General features: G+C 69.7%; 13 protein-coding genes and 1 pseudogene. 7 read left to right on the top strand and 7 right to left on the bottom strand.

All coding sequences use genetic code 11. The features are described 5' to 3' along the window. Positions 1-62 precede the first annotated feature (62 nt). The 6 genes from ACWIGU_RS04580 to rhaI all read right to left on the bottom strand — a co-directional run bounded on the left by ACWIGU_RS04580 (position 63) and on the right by rhaI (position 7756). Positions 63-725, bottom strand: a complete 663-nt coding sequence (locus ACWIGU_RS04580) for a LutC/YkgG family protein (RefSeq protein WP_454397387.1) — start codon at positions 723-725, stop codon at positions 63-65. After that, positions 722-2137 (bottom strand): lactate utilization protein B, encoded by a 1416-nt coding sequence (locus tag ACWIGU_RS04575; RefSeq protein ID WP_454397385.1) that lies wholly within the window; start codon positions 2135-2137, stop codon positions 722-724. The genes ACWIGU_RS04580 and ACWIGU_RS04575 overlap by 4 nt, the downstream gene beginning before the upstream one ends. Continuing rightward, on the bottom strand, positions 2134-2877 hold the full coding sequence (locus ACWIGU_RS04570; RefSeq protein WP_454397383.1) for a (Fe-S)-binding protein: 744 nt from the start codon (positions 2875-2877) through the stop codon (positions 2134-2136). Before ACWIGU_RS04570 ends, ACWIGU_RS04575 begins: the two co-directional genes overlap by 4 nt. Then, positions 2877-4343 carry a rhamnulokinase gene (locus ACWIGU_RS04565; protein ID WP_454397382.1) on the bottom strand — a complete coding sequence of 489 codons (1467 nt, stop codon included), beginning with the start codon at positions 4341-4343 and terminating at the stop codon, positions 2877-2879. Before ACWIGU_RS04565 ends, ACWIGU_RS04570 begins: the two co-directional genes overlap by 1 nt. Positions 4344-4487: 144 nt before the next feature. Then, complete coding sequence (locus ACWIGU_RS04560) at positions 4488-6533, bottom strand: bifunctional aldolase/short-chain dehydrogenase (protein ID WP_454397380.1); 2046 nt, start codon at positions 6531-6533, stop codon at positions 4488-4490. 56 nt (positions 6534-6589) lie between these two features. Further along, entirely contained in the window at positions 6590-7756 is a 1167-nt protein-coding gene (rhaI, locus tag ACWIGU_RS04555) for an L-rhamnose isomerase (RefSeq protein ID WP_454397378.1), read from the bottom strand. A gap of 457 nt (positions 7757-8213) precedes the next feature. On the opposite strand from rhaI, the gene ACWIGU_RS04550 reads away from it, so the two are divergent. The 6 genes from ACWIGU_RS04550 (at position 8214) to ACWIGU_RS04525 (ending at position 14466) form a co-directional block, all read left to right on the top strand. Beyond that, the gene (locus tag ACWIGU_RS04550) at positions 8214-9743 is read left to right on the top strand and encodes a sugar ABC transporter ATP-binding protein (protein ID WP_356288825.1); all 1530 of its coding nucleotides are present in this window, start codon (positions 8214-8216) and stop codon (positions 9741-9743) included. A 2-nt stretch (positions 9744-9745) separates the two neighbouring features. Beyond that, complete coding sequence (locus ACWIGU_RS04545) at positions 9746-10795, top strand: ABC transporter permease (protein ID WP_454398577.1); 1050 nt, start codon at positions 9746-9748, stop codon at positions 10793-10795. Continuing rightward, positions 10788-11828, top strand: a complete 1041-nt coding sequence (locus ACWIGU_RS04540) for an ABC transporter permease (protein WP_454397376.1) — start codon at positions 10788-10790, stop codon at positions 11826-11828. The genes ACWIGU_RS04545 and ACWIGU_RS04540 overlap by 8 nt, the downstream gene beginning before the upstream one ends. A gap of 62 nt (positions 11829-11890) precedes the next feature. Continuing rightward, positions 11891-12982, top strand: coding sequence for a rhamnose ABC transporter substrate-binding protein (rhaS, locus tag ACWIGU_RS04535; protein ID WP_454397374.1), 1092 nt, complete (start codon positions 11891-11893; stop codon positions 12980-12982). Positions 12983-13076: 94 nt separating this feature from the next. Beyond that, a complete protein-coding gene (locus tag ACWIGU_RS04530; RefSeq protein WP_454397372.1) occupies positions 13077-13397 on the top strand; it encodes an L-rhamnose mutarotase in 321 nt (106 codons plus the stop codon). Positions 13398-13458: 61 nt separating this feature from the next. Beyond that, positions 13459-14466: a LacI family DNA-binding transcriptional regulator gene (locus tag ACWIGU_RS04525; protein WP_454397371.1), complete on the top strand. Its 1008-nt coding sequence runs from the start codon at positions 13459-13461 to the stop codon at positions 14464-14466. Positions 14467-14697: 231 nt separating this feature from the next. Here ACWIGU_RS04525 and ACWIGU_RS04520 read toward each other — a convergent pair whose 3' ends face one another. Continuing rightward, complete coding sequence (locus tag ACWIGU_RS04520; RefSeq protein ID WP_454397369.1) at positions 14698-15693, bottom strand: aldo/keto reductase; 996 nt, start codon at positions 15691-15693, stop codon at positions 14698-14700. A 123-nt stretch (positions 15694-15816) separates the two neighbouring features. Here ACWIGU_RS04520 and ACWIGU_RS04515 point away from each other — a divergent pair. Next, positions 15817-16494: pseudogene (locus ACWIGU_RS04515) on the top strand (PAS domain-containing protein); the annotation flags it as partial. Between the last annotated feature and the right edge of the window lie 85 nt (positions 16495-16579).

Raw genomic sequence — 16579 nt, 5'->3', positions numbered from 1 at the left:
GCCGGGTCGACCAGTTCGCGGCCCGCAGCTTTTTCGGTAGCGCGACATGCAGGCCGTGCGGCTCAGGTGGTGAGCAGCACTACATGTAGGGCGCGCGGCCCGTGCACTCCTTCGACACGGTCGAGCTCGATGTCGCTGGTGGCAGAGGGGCCAGAGATCCACGTGAGCGGGCGGCCGGGGTCCAGGCGGGGGAGCGACTGCGGGACCGAGGCGACGACCTGATCCCTGGCGCGCACGACGCAGATGTGCAGATCGGGGACGAGGGTGAGCGCACGACGGCCCTGCCCCGGGCCGCCGTCCAGGACGATCGTGCCGGTCTCCGCGATGGCCAGGGCGCAACTGGTGACCACGGCGTCGATGGCGTCGAGGTCGTACGGCGTGAGGCCGGTGCCGCCCGGCGTGCCCTTGTCCAGCAGTTGCTCGACCTTGGTGCCGGACAGCCATCTGGCCGACAGGCCCGGTGGCACCGCGAGAGTGCGAACCCCTTGCTCGGCGAGCAACGTCCCTATGAGTGAGGGGAGTTCGTCGTCTGTGGCCCGGTGCACGATCGCCCGGTAGTCGGCCAGGTTCTCGTGCAGCAGGTCGAGGACCGTAGCCGCGTCGTCGATGGTGTGCGTGGTGAGATAGTCGCGCGTGGGCTCGGGCGTCTCGGGTGCGTCGGCGAGGGCCTGGCGTACGCGGGCCAGTATCCGCTCGCGGGACGAGGGCGGCGTGGGGGAGGTCATGTGCGGTTCTTCTTCCACCAGTCGCGGAACGGTTCGGCGGGCATCTGGGGCAGGTCGCGGCTGTTGGTCCACTGTCCGGCGCCCGGGCCGGGGAGCTTCTTCGGGTGCAGTTTGCGGGTCCTCGACGCGACGCGTTCGCCTGCCGCGAGGGCGCCGGGGTGGTCGAGGACCCAACCCGCCGCCTTGATCGCGGCTTTCTCCAGGCGGTGGCCGGGGCCTCCTTGGTCGGCGACCTTCTCGCGCAGGTGGACGAGGACTTCGGGGATGTCGATGGCGACGGGGCAGACTTCGTAGCAGGCGCCGCAGAGCGACGAAGCGTAGGGGAGGGATGCGTCGATGTCGCTTGCTGTGCCGCGGAGTTGGGGGCTGAGGATGGGGCCGGGGTAGACGGAGCCGTATGCGTGGCCGCCGGCCCGTTCGTAGACGGGGCATACGTTGAGGCAGGCGGAGCAGCGGATGCAGCGCAGGGCCTGGCGGCCGATGTCGTCGGCGAGGGTGTCGGTGCGGCCGTTGTCGAGGAGAACGAGGTGGAAGGCCTGGGGGCCGTCTGTGTCGGTGGTGCCGGTCCAGGTCGACGTGTAGGGGTTCATGCGCTCGGCCGTGGAGGAGCGGGGGAGGGTCTGGAGGAAGACTTCGAGGTCGCGCCAGGTGGGGACGATCTTCTCGATGCCGACGACGGAGATGAGTGTTTCGGGGAGGGTGAGGCACATGCGGCCGTTGCCCTCGGACTCGACGACGACGAGGGTGCCGGTCTCGGCGACCATGAAGTTGGCGCCGGAGATGCCGACTTTGGCGCGCAGGAACTTCTCGCGCAGGTGGAGGCGGGCGGCCTCGGCGAGTTCGGCGGGGGTGTCGGTGAGTCCTTCGGGGGCCGGACGCCCCCAGTTGCCCATTTCCTTGGTGAAGATGTCGCGGATCTCGCCGCGGTTGCGGTGGATGGCGGGGACGAGGATGTGGGAGGGGCGGTCGTGGCCGAGTTGCACGATGAGTTCGGCGAGGTCGGTTTCGTAGGCGGCGATCCCGGATGCTTCGAGTGCTTCGTTGAGCGCGATCTCCTGGGTGGCCATGGACTTGACCTTGACGACCTCGGACTCGCCGGTCTCCTTGACCAGGCGGGTCACGATCCGGTTGGCCTCGTCGGCGTCGGCGGCCCAGTGGACGATGCCGCCTGCCGCGGTGACCGACTCCTCCAGCTGGACGAGGTAGGTGTCGAGGTGGCGGAGGGTGTGGTCCTTGATCTGTTTGCCGGCCTCGCGCAGGAGGGCCCAGTCGTCGAGTTCGGCGACGGCTTTGGCCCGCTTGTCGCGGATGGTGTGGGTGGCGTGCCGGAGGTTGGCGCGCAGGGTGGTGTTCCCGACGGCCTCGTGGGCGGCCTTCGGGAAGGCGGGCATGCCGACGAACGTGCCGCTCATGACAGGGGCTCCTCTTCCGTGCTCGCCAGGATCTCCGCCAGGTGCAGGGCCCGCTGTGGGGCGTCCTGGCGGCGCAGGATGCCGTTGATGTGCATCAGGCACGAGTTGTCGGCGCCGCACAGGACGTCGGCGCCGGTGGAGCGGGCGTTGCGGACCTTGTCCTCGCCCATCGCCGCGGACACGTCGGCGTTCTTGATGGCGAAGGTGCCGCCGAAGCCGCAGCACTCCTCGGCTCCGGGCAACTCGATCAGCTCAAGTCCCCTGACTTTTGTGAGGAGTTGGGCAGGGCGGTCGCCCAGACCCAGCATGCGCAGGCCATGGCAGGAGGGGTGGTACGTCACGGTGTGCGGGAAGTACGCGCCCACGTCGGTCACCTTGAGTACGTCGACCAGGAACTCGGTCAGCTCGTACATGCGTGGGACCAGGGAGTCCGCGACCTGGGTCAGCCGGGGGTCGGTGCCCTTCGCGGCGATCCGCGGGTAGTTGTCGCGGACCATCGCCGCGCAGGATCCCGACGGGGTGACCACATAGTCGTAGCCGTCGAAGGCGCGGCCCATGCGGCGCACCAGGGGCTCGGTGTCGCGGCGGTAGCCGGTGTTGAAATGAGGCTGGCCGCAACAGGTCTGGGCGGCGGGGAAGTCGATCTGCACGCCGAGGCGTTCGAGGAGCCGGACGGTGGCGATGGCCGTGGACGGGTACACGGCATCGTTCACGCAGGTGGCAAAGAGGGCGACACGCATCACGACTCCTTCGTGGTGGGGAGGCGGGAGGCGGCCGTCGCCCAGGAGGCGTCGTCGCCGCTCGGTGTGTAGTGGCGCAGCTCCTGGGTGTGGGCGATGAGACGGCGCATCGCGGGCAGGTCGCCGACGCGTCCATGAGCTCGGGCCTGTACGAGGATGTTGCCGAGGGCCGTCGCCTCGGTGGGGCCGGCGATCACGGGGAGGCCGGTGGCGTCGGCGGTGAGCCGGCAGAGCAGCTCGTTGCGGGACCCGCCGCCCACCAGATGGACGTGGCTGATGTCGCGGTCGGCGAGTGCGGAGGCCTGGCGCAGGACGGTGCGGTGGGCCAGGGCCAGCGATTCCAGGATGCAGCGGACCAGCGCACCCTGGCTGTCGGGCACCGGCTGGCCGGTGCGGCGGCAGTAGGCGCGGATGCGCTCAGGCATGTCGCCGGGGGCCAGGAACTCCGGTGCCTGCGCGTCGACGAGGGCGGCGAAAGGCTCGGCGCGGGCGGCCTCGGCGAGCAGGGCGGGCAGATCGGTGGGAAGGCCCTGCATCGTCCAGGTGCGGCGGCACTCCTCCAGCAGCCACAGGCCCATGATGTTGCGCAGATAGCGGATGGTGCCGTCGATGCCGCGTTCGTTGGTGAAGTTGGCGGCGCGGGATGCCTCGGTGAGGACCGGCTTGTCGAGCTCCAGCCCTGCCAGGGACCAGGTGCCGCACGAGATGTACGCGAAGTCGTCGGTCGTGGCCGGGACAGCGGCGACGGCCGAGGCCGTGTCGTGCGAGGCGACGGTGACCACGGGGGTGTCGGCGGACAGCCCGGTGTACGCGGCGACGTGCGGGAGGAGCGTGCCGGCAAGGTCGCCGGGCGCGCGCAGCGGCGGCAGCAGCCCGGGGTCCAGCGAGAGCCGGTCCAGGAAGTGGGCCGCCCACGTGCCGGTGCGTGCGTCGAAGAGGCCGGTGGTGGAGGCGTTGGTCTCCTCCGCGCCGATGGAGCCCGTCAGCCAGTGGACCAGCAGGTCGGGGATCATCAGGAGAGTCCGGGCGGCGCCGATCTGCGCACGGTCCGCACTGGCGGCCAGCTGGTACACGGTGGTGAACGGGAGGTGCTGGAGCCCGGTGACCTGATACAGCTCGGTCGACCCGATCTTGGGCCACACCGCGCGGGCGGCGACGCCTTCGGTGCGGCTGTCGCGGTAGTGGAACGGGTGACCCAGCAAGGCGCCGTCCGCGTCCAGGAGCCCGTAGTCGACGGCCCAGGTGTCGATGCCGATCGAGGCGACCTGCCCGCCGGCGCGCAGGCCGTCGAGAATGTTCTGGTAGAGGGCGAGAACATCCCAACGCAGTCCGTCCGGCAGCTGGACGGGCGTGTTGGGGAACCGGTGTGCCTCGGTGAGGTCGAGGGTGTCCGGGCCTACGCGGCCCAGGATGACCCGGCCGCTGGTGGCGCCCAGGTCTACCGCGGCGTAGGGGGTGTTGTGCATGTGGTTCGCCTTTGCGCCGTGTCAGTGGGTGTTCGGGGGCGGGTCAGGGTTGTCTCTGGCCGGTCGGGCCGTTCCCCGCGCCCCTGGTCAGGCAAGTTCCCCGCGCCCCTGGAGGGGCGCCGGTTGCCCGGCGCCCCGTGAGTGTCACCGCAAGAACGCGGCGGCGACACCCGCGTCCACCGGAATGTGGAGGCCCGTGGTGTGGGTCAGGTCGCCGCCCGTGAGGGTGAAGACGGCGTTCGCGACGTGCTCGGGGAGGACCTCGCGCTTGAGGAGGGTGCGCTGGGCGTAGAACTCGCCGAGCTTGTCCTCCTCGATGCCGTACGTCGCCGCGCGCTGCGCGCCCCAGCCGCCCGCGAAGATGCCGGAGCCGCGTACGACACCGTCCGGGTTGACGCCGTTGACGCGGATGCCGTGCTCGCCCAGCTCGGCGGCCAGCAGGCGGACCTGGTGGGCCTGATCGGCCTTGGTCGCGGAGTACGCGACGTTGTTCGGGCCCGCGAACACCGCGTTCTTCGAGGCGATGTACACGATGTCGCCGCCCATGCCCTGCGCCCGCATCATCCGCGCCGCCTCCCGGGAGACCAGGAAGGAGCCGCGCGCCATGATGGCGTGCTGGAGGTCCCAGTCCTTGGCGGTCGTCTCCAGGAGCGGCTTGGAGATGGAGATGCCCGCGTTGTTGACAACGAGGTCCACGCCGCCGAAGGCGAGCGCCGCTTCAGCGAAGGCCTGAGCGATCTGGTCCTCGGCGGTGACGTCGACCGTCACCGCGACCGCCTTGTCCGGGCCGCCCAATTCCTCCGCGACGGTGGCGGCGTTGTCGGCGTTCAGGTCGGCGATCACGACGCATGCGCCTTCGGCGGCGAGCCGCTGGGCGATCGCCTTGCCGATGCCGGAACCGCCGCCGGTGACCAGGGCCACCCGGGTGGCCAGGGCCTTGGGCTTCGGCATCCGCTGGAGCTTGGCCTCCTCCAGGGACCAGTACTCGATACGGAACTTCTCCGACTCCTCGATCGGCGCGTACGTGGAGACCGCCTCGGCGCCGCGCATGACGTTGATCGCGTTGAGGTAGAACTCACCCGCCACGCGAGCCGTCTGCTTGTCCTTGCCGAAGCTGAACATGCCGACACCGGGGATCAGCACGACGGCCGGGTCTGCGCCGCGCATGGCGGGGGAGTCGGGGGTGGCGTGCCGCTGGTAGTAGGCGGCGTACTCCTCGCGGTAGGCGGCGTGCAGTTCCCCCAGCCGGGCCTCGACGGTGTCGAGCTCGGCCGTGGGCGGCAGGTCGAGGACGAGGGGGCGCACCTTCGTACGGAGGAAGTGGTCGGGGCAGGAGGTGCCGAGCGCGGCCAGACGCGGGTGCTCGGCGCTCGCCAGGAAGTCGAGCACGGCCTCGGAGTCGTCGAAGTGGCCGACTTGGGGGCGGTCGGTGGATGCCAGCCCCCTGATGAGAGGGGCGAGGTGGGCAGCCCGTGCCCGGCGCTGGGCTGCGCCGAGGGCCGCGTATCCGTCGAGGACCGGGCCGAAGGGCTCGGCCTTGCCACGCTCGGCGAGGAACGTCTCGGCGGTGCGGATGATGAACAGGGAGTTGGCCTCGCACTCCTCTGCGGTGTCGCCCCACGCGGTGACGCCGTGGCCGCCCAGCACGCAGCCGATCGCCTGCGGGTTCGCTTCCTTGATCGCGGCGATGTCCAGTCCGAGCTGGAAGCCGGGGCGCCGCCACGGCACCCAGACGACCTTCTCGCCGAAGCACTCGGCAGTCAGCTTCTCGCCGTCGGCGGCGCAGGCCAGGGCGATGCCGGAGTCGGGGTGCAGATGGTCGACGTGTGCCGCGTCCACGAGGCCGTGCATGGCGGTGTCGATGGAGGGGGCGGCGCCGCCCTTGCCGTGCAGGCAGTAGTCGAACGCGGCGACCATCTCGTCCTCGCGCTCCACCCCCGGGTACACCTCGGTGAGCGCGCGCAGCCGGTCGAGGCGGAGCACGGCGAGCCCGGCCTCCTTGAGGGTGCCGAGGTCGCCGCCCGAGCCCTTGACCCACATCAGCTCGACGTCCCCGCCGGTGACCGGGTCGGTCTCGGTGCCCTTGGCGGAGGTGTTGCCGCCGGCGTAGTTGGTGTTGCGGGGATCGGCGCCGAGCCGGTTCGAGCGCGCCAGCAGCGCGGCTACTTCGGGATGCGTGGCGGAGGCCATGAGGATGTTCCTTTGCGAGTGAGGGGGTGCAGTGTCGGGGGCCGAGGACGGTGTGCTCAGGCGCCCCAGCCGGCCTGATCGCCACCCACCCGCTCGGCCACGATCCGCTCCTGCCATCCGGACGCGGCGTACCCGGCGACGGGGTCGGGGTGCATCCCCCGCTCCTCGCGCCACTCGGCCAGCAACGGCCGGACGTCGGTGTTGTACGCGTCCATCAGCACCGCGTTGGAGGCGAGCACGTCGCCCGCCGACTGCGCATCCCGCAGCGCGTCGAGGTCGACGAGCAGTGCCTTGGCCGTGGCCTCCTGGACGTTCATCACCGACCGGATGACCGCCGGGATCTTCGCCTCGATGTTGTGGCACTGGTCGAGCATGAACGCGACGTTCGTCTCCGGTCGGAAGCCGCCGTTCTTGGCGACCTCGTGCAGGATGCGGAAGAGCTGGAAGGGGTCGGCGGAGCCGACCATCAGGTCGTCGTCGGCATAGAAGCGGGAGTTGAAGTCGAAGCCGCCGAGCTTCCCCTCACGCAGCAGCAGCGCCACGATGTACTCGATGTTGGTGCCCGGCGCGTGGTGGCCTGTGTCCACCACGACCTGCGCCTTCTCGCCCAGCTTCATGCACTGCATGTACGAGGTGCCCCAGTCCGGGACGTCCGTCGTGTAGAAGGCCGGCTCGAAGAACTTGTACTCGAGGAGCATCCGCTGGTCGTCGCCGAGCCGCTCGTAGACCGCGGCGAGGGATTCGGCGAGGCGGTCCTGGCGGGCCACGATGTCGTCCTGGCCGGGATAGTTGGTGCCGTCGGCGAACCACAGTTTGAGGTCCTTCGACCCCGTCGCGTCCATGATGTCGACGCATTCGAGCAGGTGCTCGACGGCCTTGCGGCGCACCTTGGGGTCCGGGTGACAGACGCTGCCGAGTTTGTAGTCGTCGTCCTGGAAGGTGTTGGAGTTGATGGCGCCCAGCTCGACGTTCCGCTCCTTCGCGTACGCCGCGAGTGCCGCGTAGTCGTCGACGGCGTCCCAGGGGATGTGCAGCGAGACCTTGGGAGCGATGCCGGTGAACTCGTGGACCTTCGCCGCGTCGTCCAGCTTCTCGCGGGGTGTGCGGGGCACACCGGCCTGGGCGAACACCTTGAACCGGGTGCCGGAGTTGCCGTAGCCCCAGGACGGCGTCTCGATCCGCTGGTTGGCGAGTGCGGCCTTCACGGCAGCGATGTCAGGCATGTCCACCTCTGGATGACTGGGGGAGTGTGCATGGCCCGGAAGCGGGGCCGACGAGCGCAGGAATCGAGACCATGCGGTGACGCCATGCGGCGACAGCTGTGAATCGATTCATTCGATGGAGAGAAATTAGCTCCCACCCGAGGGGGCGTCAAGGTGTGGACGTGGTCGGGCGACCCTCCGGTCCGAGTTACTGAATCGTGTCGTTCGCGTGTCCAGGCGGCTGTTGGCGCCGAAATCACGGCTGGTCAGTGCCCACTGAGTTCGTCTCAGAGACTGCTGGGAGGCGTGGGGGACCGGATTCACCTCTTGACCAGTCCGGCGGGTGGGACTAGCTTCCGGGCAACCCCACTGAAACATTTCACGCCGGGTGACACATGCGGCATCGGTCGGCGCGGGTCCGACACACTCATCCCGGCACATCCCCGGCACACGTCTGGGCACACCCATGGAGACACGCATGACGCATCCTGAACCGGAGACGACTCCGGTGCTCGCGCTGGAGGAGGTGAGCAAATCCTTCGGTGCCGTGCGCGCCCTGCGCGGTGTTTCGCTGCGTCTGTACGCCGGCGAGGCGCACGCCCTGGCCGGCGAGAACGGCGCGGGCAAGTCGACGCTGATCAAGGCCCTCGCCGGGGTGCACCGCCCCGACGCCGGCACGGTCCTGCTCGACGGCGCGCCGGTCGAGTTCCAGGGCCCCGCCGACGCACGGGACGCCGGCGTCGCGGTCATCTATCAGGAGCCGACGCTCTTCCCCGATCTGTCCGTCGCCGAGAACATCTTCATGGGCCGCCAGCCCAGGCGATCTCTCAACCGTGTGGACCACAGGGCCGTCAAGCAGGCCGCCGCTGATCTGTTCGCGCGGCTCGGTGTCGACCTCGACCCGGACCAGCCGGCGCGCGGCCTGTCCATCGCGGACCAGCAGCTCGTCGAGATCGCCAAGGCGCTTTCCTTCGACGCCCGCGTCCTGATCATGGACGAGCCGACCGCGGCGCTCACCGGCAGCGAGGTCGCCCGCCTGTTCGGCGTCGTCAAGACGCTGCGCGAGCAGGGCGCCGCCGTGCTGTTCATCTCGCACCGCCTGGAGGAGATCTTCGCGCTCTGCCAGCGTGTCACCACCCTGCGCGACGGCGCCTTGATCGGGAGCGAACCGCTGGAAGGGCTGACCGAGGACGACCTCGTGCGCCGCATGGTCGGCCGCGACCTCGACGAGCTCTACCCCAAGCAGGAGACCGAGACCGGCGAAGTCGCCCTTCAGGTCCGCAGGCTGACCCGCGAGGGAGTCTTCACCGACGTGTCGTTCGAGGTGCGGCGCGGTGAGATCGTCGGCCTCGCGGGGCTCGTGGGCGCCGGTCGCAGCGAGGTGGCCCGCGCCGTGTTCGGCGTGGACCGCTTCGACGGCGGCGAGGTCGAGGTGCTCGGCACCAGGCTCAAGCCGGGCGCGCCGAGTGTGGCCATGGCCGCCGGCCTGGCCCTCGTACCCGAGGACCGGCGCGCCCAGGGGCTGGTGATGGACATGTCCATCGAGCGGAACATCGGTCTGACCGGCTTTGCCGAGACCACTCGCGCAGGCCTCATGAACCGCAGGGCCGAGCGCAGCCGCAGCGTCGACTGGGCCGTGAAGCTCCAGGTCAAGTACGCGCGTCTCGCCGATGTCGTCGGCACGCTCTCCGGTGGCAACCAGCAGAAGGTCGTGCTGGCCAAGTGGCTCGCCACCGGGCCGCAGGTGCTGATCGTGGACGAGCCGACGCGGGGGATCGATGTCGGGACGAAGGCCGAGGTGCACCGCCTGTTGTCGTCGCTCGCCGCCGAGGGCGTCGCCGTCCTCATGATTTCCTCCGACCTGCCGGAGATCCTCGGCATGGCCGATCGGGTGCTGGTGATGCATGAGGGCCGGCTCACCGCCGAGATTCCGCGGGCCGAGGCCACTGAGGAGACCGTGATGGCTGCCGCCACCGGCCGTACGAAGGAAGGGAGTGCGGCCGCGTGACCATGACCGCCCAGCCCGTGCGGAGCGAATCCGCACCCCGGCCCACCGCGTCGCGGCAGTTCATCGACAAGGTGTTCAAGGCCCGCGAACTGGCCGTCGCCGTCGTCCTCGTCGTGATGCTGCTCGCCACTCAGATCTCCAATGGCGAGTTCCTGTCCGAGCAGGGCGTCAAGGACCTGCTGCTGAACTCGACGATCCTCGTCCTCGTCGCCACCGGCCAGGCCGTCGTCGTCATCACCCGCAACGTCGACCTGTCCGTCGGCTCGGTGCTCGGTATCTCCGCCTTCGCCGCGGGCAACTACTTGCAGAGCGGTGGAAACTCGCTGATCGCCGTGCTCCTGGCCGTCGCGCTCGGCGCCGTCTTCGGTGCGCTCAACGGCGTGCTCGTCAGCCTCGGCAAGGTGCCCGCCCTCGTCGTCACCCTCGGCACGCTGTACGTGGTGCGCGGTATCGACTCCATCTGGGTCGGCTCCAGGCAGATCACCGCGGACGGCCTGCCAGGCAGCTTCGTCGACTTCGGCACCAACGGGATCTCGGTCGTGCCCTACCTGGCGCTGCTGACCGTCGCCGTGCTGCTCTGCGTGGGCTACTACCTCCGCAGCTACCGCAGCGGCCGCGACATGTACGCGCTCGGCTCCAGCCCCGAGGCCGCGAATCTGGCGGGTGTTCCGGTGCGCAAGCGCATCATGACCGCGTACGTCCTGTGCGGCGCGCTCGCGGGTCTGGCCGGCGCCCTGTACCTGGCGCGGTTCGGCAACGTCGACTCCGCGACCGGCAACGGATACGAACTCACCGTCGTCAGTGCCGTCGTCGTCGGCGGCGTCGCCTTCACCGGCGGCGCGGGGACCGTATACGGCGCGGCCCTCGGCGCGCTGCTGCTGACCTCCATCAACAGCGTGCTGCCTGCCCTCGGCGTCAGCTCCGTCTGGGTCACCGCGATCAACGGGCTCCTGCTGCTGCTGGCCATCGCCGTGGACCGGATCCTGGCGCTGCGCGTCGCCGCAGTGCTGCGCAAGCAGGCCGCACAGATGAGGAGTGCCCGCCATGACTGACATCACGGCTCCCAAGCCCACAGCCCGCCGCGGTCTGGGCGGAGCGGTCCGCTGGGACACCGCGGTCGGCGTCCTGCTCGTTCTCCTGCTGCTGTTCTCGTTCTCGTTCGTCGACAACTTCGGCAACGCACTCAACGTGTCGTTCCTGATCGGCAACACGCTCCCGATCGCGCTCATCGCGCTCCCGATGACGATGCTCGTCGTCTCCGGCGAGGTCGATCTTTCCGTGGGCTCGACGGTCGGCCTGTCCAGCGCCGTGATGGGCGCGCTGTGGAACCAGGGCATGGCCATCGAGACGATCATCCCGATCTGTCTCGTACTGGGCCTCGTCTGCGGCCTGATCAACGGCCTGCTCGTGACCCGTCTGGGCCTGCCGTCCCTCGCCGTCACCATCGGCACCATGGCCGCCTACCGTGGCATCGCCCAGATCGTCCTCGGCTCCGACTCGGTCACCGACTTCCCGTCCCAGTACCTGGACTTCGGTGCCGGCCGCTTCGGCGACACCTTCATCCCGTACGCCGCCCTGCCGTTCGTGGTGCTGCTCGCCATCGCCGTGGTCGTCCTGCACGGCACGCCGGTCGGCCGCTCGCTCTTCGCGATCGGCGCCAGCGAGGAGGCCGCACGGTTCGCCGGCATCCGCGTCAAGCGGCTCAAGCTGTCCATGTTCGTGACGACCGGCCTGCTGTCCGCACTCACCGGCGTCTTCTGGACCCTGCACTACGCCAGCGCCCGTTACGACAATGCGAGCGGCCTCGAACTGTCCGTCATCGCCGCCGTGTTGCTCGGCGGAATCGACTTCGACGGCGGCAAGGGCACCCTGGGCGGCGCCATCGCCGGTGTGTTCCTGCTCGGCACGCTGCAGAACGTGATGAGCCTCGTCAACGTCTCCGCCCAGTCCCAGATCCTCGTCACCGGCGTCCTGCTGGTGATCTCCGTACTCGCCCCGCGTGTCGGCCGGCAGCTCGCTCAGGCCAGAGCGAGGAAAAAGACGGCGACGCCGCCGCCTCCCTCACCGGCGCCCGCCACCTCGTAGGGCAGCCAACACCCGTTCCGTCCACCGCTGTACACCGTCGTACTCCGCAAAGGCAGGACCTCATGTCTCTCAGCAGCACCGCCAGAACCCGTCGCCTCGGCCTGGCGCTCGCCGTCACCACCACCCTCGTCCTCGGGGCCACCGCCTGCGGCGGCACCACCAAGGACGACGCCAACAAGGAGGCCGCCAAGTCCGCCGCCGCGGGCAAGGCCGACCCGAACGCGGCCACCAAGAAGGGCCTCACGGTCGCCTTCCTGCCCAAGCAGGTCAACAACCCCTACTTCACCGTGGCGGACAACGGCGGCAAGAAGGCGGTGCAGCAGCTGGGCTCGACGTACAAGGAGGTCGGCACCAGCAGCGGCACCGACACCTCCGGTCAGGTCTCCTACGTCAACACCCTCACCCAGCAGCAGTCGGACGCCATCGCCGTGTCCGCGCAGGACCCGGGCGCCCTGTGCACAGCTCTCAAGCAGGCGATGAAGAACGGCGTCAGCGTCGTCACGTACGACTCCGACACCAAGGCCGACTGCCGCAACGTGTTCGTCTCGCAGGCCAGCGCCGAGGACCTCGGTCGCACCCAGGTGCAGCAGATGGCCAAGCAGATCGGTGGCAAGGGCGAGATCGCGATCCTCTCGGCGGCCCAGACGGCCACCAACCAGAACACGTGGATCGACTACATGAAGGACGAGCTGAAGAAGCCCGAGTACAAGGACATCAAGCTCGTCACGACGGCCTACGGGGACGACGACGCCCAGAAGTCGTTCCAGCAGACCCAGGGCCTGCTCCAGGAGCACCCGAAGCTGAAGGGGATCATCTCCCCGACCACCGTCGGCATCAAGGCCGCCGCCCAGTACCTGTCCGGCTCCAAGTACAAGGGCAAGGTCAAGCTGACCGGGCTCGGCACCCCCAACGACATGCGCGCCTACGTCAAGAACGGCACCGTCGAGGCCTTCGAGCTGTGGGACCCGGCCGCGCTCGGCGCCCTCGCCGCACACACCGCCGTCGCCCTGGAGTCGGGCCAGATCACCGGCAAGGAGGGCGAGATGTTCAAGGCCGGCGACCTCGGATCGTTCACCATCGGCAAGGACAGTGTGGTCTCTCTCGGAAAGCCGACCGTCTTCGACAAGAAGAACATCGACAACTTCAAGTTCTGAGCCGTACACGAACTGAGCCGTGGACAACAGGGGTCGGGGCCGTCACACCAAGGTGCGACGGCCCCGATGCCACGAACATGCAAGGGTGATGAGGATGCGGCGGGTCTGCTTCCTGCTCAAGGTCAAAACCGACCGGATCGAGGAGTACCGCCTGCGCCACGCGGACGTGTGGCAGGAGATGCGCGACGCGCTGACCGCCGCCGGCTGGCACAACTACTCCCTCTTCCTGGGCGAGGACGGCCTGCTCGTCGGCTACCTGGAGACCGAGGACTTCGACGCGGCCCGCGCCGCCATGGACGCCACCGACGTCAACGCGCGCTGGCAGGCCGAAATGGGATCGTTCTTCGAGGACCTGGACGAGCAGGCTCCCGACGCCGCGATGCGTCCGCTCTCCGAGATCTTCCACCTCGCCTGAGCGGCCGGCACACGCGGGGCTGTTTGGATGAGCAGGGTTCAGAGCACGTAGAGGGGAACGCATGACGGTCGGCATCAAGGACGTGGCGCAGCAGGCAGGCGTCTCCGTAGGCACGGTCTCCAACGTCCTCAACCAGCCGGATCGCGTCTCGGCGCACACCCGCCGGCACGTTCAGGAAGTCATCACCCGGCTCGGCTACGTCCGCAGCGAGTACGCGCGCCAGCTGCGGGCCGGACGCAGCCGCATCATCTCGCTGCTCGTCCTCGACATGGCCAACCCCTTCTTCGTCGACATCGCGCGCGGCGCCGAGCGCGCAGCACGCGATGCCGGGCTCGGCGTGATGGTCTGCAACAGCGGCCAGAGCCCGTCCGAGGAGGCCGACTACCTCGCTCACTTCGCCGAGCAGCGGGTGCGCGGCGCGCTCATCGCACCGGCCGACCCCAGTGGGCAGACCGTGCGCAACTTCCGGCGGCACGGCATCCCCTATGTCGTGGTGGACCGGGTCACCGGAGACGAGGAGGGGTGTTCGGTGGCCGTCGACGACGAGGCGGGAGGTGCGCTCGCCCTGCGCCACCTCGTCGCGCAGGGCCATCGCCGCATCGCCTTCGTCAGCGGCCCGCCGCACCTGAGGCAGGTCCAGGACAGACGCACCGGCGCCCTGCAGGCCCTGGCCGAGGCCGGCCTGTCGTCCGACGTCCTGCGCGAACTGCCCGCCGAGCGCATGGACGTCGCCGCGGGCCGCGACGCCGGCGCCCGCCTCCTCGGCCTGGCCGACCGCCCCACCGCCGTGTTCTGCGCCAACGATCTGCTCGCCCTCGGTGTCCTCCAGGCGCTCTACGCGGCAGGGGTCAAGGTTCCCGAGGACATGGCGCTCGTCGGCTATGACGACATCGAGTTCGCCGCGGCCGCGACCGTCCCGCTCACCTCGGTGCGCCAGCCGGCTTTCACCCTGGGAACCATCGCCGCCGGGCTGCTGCTGGAGGAGACAGGTCCGGCGGCGCAGGAACACCGGCACCGACACGTGGTCCTGCAGCCGGAGTTGGTGGTGCGCCAGTCAAGCATCCAGTAGCGCGGGGCGAGCGCCTGCCAGAGCGCCGTGGACGGCGCACCAACCTCGCGGACCACGCCATCCCACGACATCGTGGCCCCCGGCCCCGGCATAGGGCCAGGAGACGGGAAGCGGTGGTCAGTTGCTGGAGCCGCCGTTCATGAGGATGTCCTCGCCGGTGATGAAGCGATCAACGCTGGAGCGGCGGCGCCGACCCGTACGGGGAAGGGGCGGCGCCGCCGGCCGAGGTGCTCAGCGCTCGCTGTCGAGGTGGTGCATGAGCGGTGCGGCGTAGCGGGCGCCGGCCGCGGCGCCGGCCGGGATGACCTGTTCGATGGCGGCGAGGTCGTCCGCCGTGAGCGTGATGTTCTCGGCGCTGAGGGCCTCGGTCAGGCGCTCGCGGCGGCGGGCGCCGACGAGCGGGACGATGTCGGTGCCCTGGGCGGCGACCCAGGCGATGGCGATCTGGGCCGCGCTGGCGTTCTTGTTGTCGGCGATCTTCCCCAGCGCTTCGACCAGGGTCAGGTTGCGGTCGAGGTTGTCGCCCTGGAAGCGGGGGCTGAAGCTGCGGAAGTCCTGTCCGGCGAGTTGCCGGTCCTTGTTCCAGTGGCCGGAGAGCAGGCCGCGGGAGAGGACGCCGTAGGCGGTGACGCCGATGCCGAGCTCGCGGGCAGTAGGCAGGATCGACTCCTCGATGCCGCGGGAGAGCAGCGAGTATTCGATCTGCAGGTCGGCGATGGGGTGGACGCTCTGGGCGCGGCGCAGGGTGTCGGCGCCGACCTCGGAGAGTCCGATGTGGCGGACGTGGCCGGCCTGGACCAGCTCGGCGATGGCGCCGACGGTCTCCTCGATCGGCACGTCGGGGTCGAGTCGGGCGGGGCGGTAGATGTCGATGTGGTCGGTGCCGAGGCGGCGCAGGGAGTAAGCGGCGAAGTTCTTGACTGCTTCGGGCCGGCCGTCGTAGCCGTTCCAGCCGCCGGAGGCGTCGCGCAGGGCGCCGAACTTGACGCTGATGACGGCGTTGTCGCGGTTGCGGCCGCGCAGGGCGTCGCGGAGCAGCAGCTCGTTGTGGCCCATGCCGTAGAAGTCGCCGGTGTCCAGCAGGGTGACGCCCGCGTCGAGGGCGGCGTGGATCGTCGCGACCGACTCGGTGTCGTCGGCGGGGCCGTACAGGTCGGACATGCCCATCAGGCCGAGACCGAGCGCGGAGACGGCGGGGCCGGTGGTGCCAAGGGTTCCGATGTTCACAGGGGGTTTTCCAATCGCGAGAGCGCTGCTAACGACGCTATGAGGAGGATGTTAGCGGCGATGTATCGATGCTAACAGAGCTCGCCTAGCGTTGATTCCCGATGGTCCGGAGACGGTCCGGAGATGGTCCGGAGACAGGTGAGGCACTCCTCGACAGGCCTGTCGGCGAGAGGTGCGAAACACTGGGAAACGAGGCCCGACCCGGAGGGGATGGTCATGACCAGTTCGCGGTGGTCGAACCCCGCCGTGAATGCGGCGCACCCCTCAGCGGATCTCGCCCTGCTGGTGCTCGACGCCCACGGCAGGGTGGCCGAATGGAGTCCGACCGCGGAGCTTCTCCTGGGCTACCCGGCCGCTGAGGCCCTGGGACAGTCGGCCGCGGACCTGCTCACACCTCTCGGCGATGCCGATTGCACCTACGGCGAGGCGATGCTCAAGCACCGCGACGGCCATGCGGTGGGATGCCGATTGCGGCTGCGGTTCGCAGGGGAGGAGGGCACGGAGCCGCGCTTGGCCGTGGATCTCTTGCCGGAGGGGCAGGCGCCGCCCTCGGACGTGGACCGGGCCCTCCTCGAGGCACTGTTCACCCGGTCCCCCATCGGCCTGTTCGTCCTGGACCCTCAACTGCGGCTGACCCGTTTCAACGCGGCGGCGGAAGGGATGCAGGGCACGCGGATGTACGAAGCCCTCGGGAAGCGGCCGACCCAGGCGTGGCCCGACTTCGGCGGTGAGGTCGCCGAACAGGTGATGGGCGGGGTCCTCAGGACCGGCGAGCCGGTGATCGCCTTCGAGAAGCGCGGACGGCCGCCCGGGGACCCCGAGCGGGAACACGTCTATTCAGCGTCGGCCTTTCCGCCTCGAGTCCGGTGGCGGGCGGATCCTCGGG

It is taken from the genome of Streptomyces sp. NPDC055400 (assembly GCF_053644375.1).
This window is presented reverse-complemented; position numbering and strand designations above follow the sequence as displayed.

Coding starts and splice junctions, on each gene's coding strand:
- ACWIGU_RS04575 (WP_454397385.1), bottom strand. CDS start 2,137: ATGAGCGGCACGTTCGTCGGCATGCCCGCCTTCCCGAAGGCCGCCCAC.
- ACWIGU_RS04540 (WP_454397376.1), top strand. CDS start 10,788: ATGACTGACATCACGGCTCCCAAGCCCACAGCCCGCCGCGGTCTGGGC.
- ACWIGU_RS04530 (WP_454397372.1), top strand. CDS start 13,077: ATGCGGCGGGTCTGCTTCCTGCTCAAGGTCAAAACCGACCGGATCGAG.
- ACWIGU_RS04565 (WP_454397382.1), bottom strand. CDS start 4,343: ATGCACAACACCCCCTACGCCGCGGTAGACCTGGGCGCCACCAGCGGC.
- ACWIGU_RS04525 (WP_454397371.1), top strand. CDS start 13,459: ATGACGGTCGGCATCAAGGACGTGGCGCAGCAGGCAGGCGTCTCCGTA.
- ACWIGU_RS04550 (WP_356288825.1), top strand. CDS start 8,214: ATGACGCATCCTGAACCGGAGACGACTCCGGTGCTCGCGCTGGAGGAG.
- rhaI (WP_454397378.1), bottom strand. CDS start 7,756: ATGCCTGACATCGCTGCCGTGAAGGCCGCACTCGCCAACCAGCGGATC.
- ACWIGU_RS04545 (WP_454398577.1), top strand. CDS start 9,746: ATGACCGCCCAGCCCGTGCGGAGCGAATCCGCACCCCGGCCCACCGCG.
- ACWIGU_RS04570 (WP_454397383.1), bottom strand. CDS start 2,877: ATGCGTGTCGCCCTCTTTGCCACCTGCGTGAACGATGCCGTGTACCCG.
- ACWIGU_RS04560 (WP_454397380.1), bottom strand. CDS start 6,533: ATGGCCTCCGCCACGCATCCCGAAGTAGCCGCGCTGCTGGCGCGCTCG.
- rhaS (WP_454397374.1), top strand. CDS start 11,891: ATGTCTCTCAGCAGCACCGCCAGAACCCGTCGCCTCGGCCTGGCGCTC.
- ACWIGU_RS04580 (WP_454397387.1), bottom strand. CDS start 725: ATGACCTCCCCCACGCCGCCCTCGTCCCGCGAGCGGATACTGGCCCGC.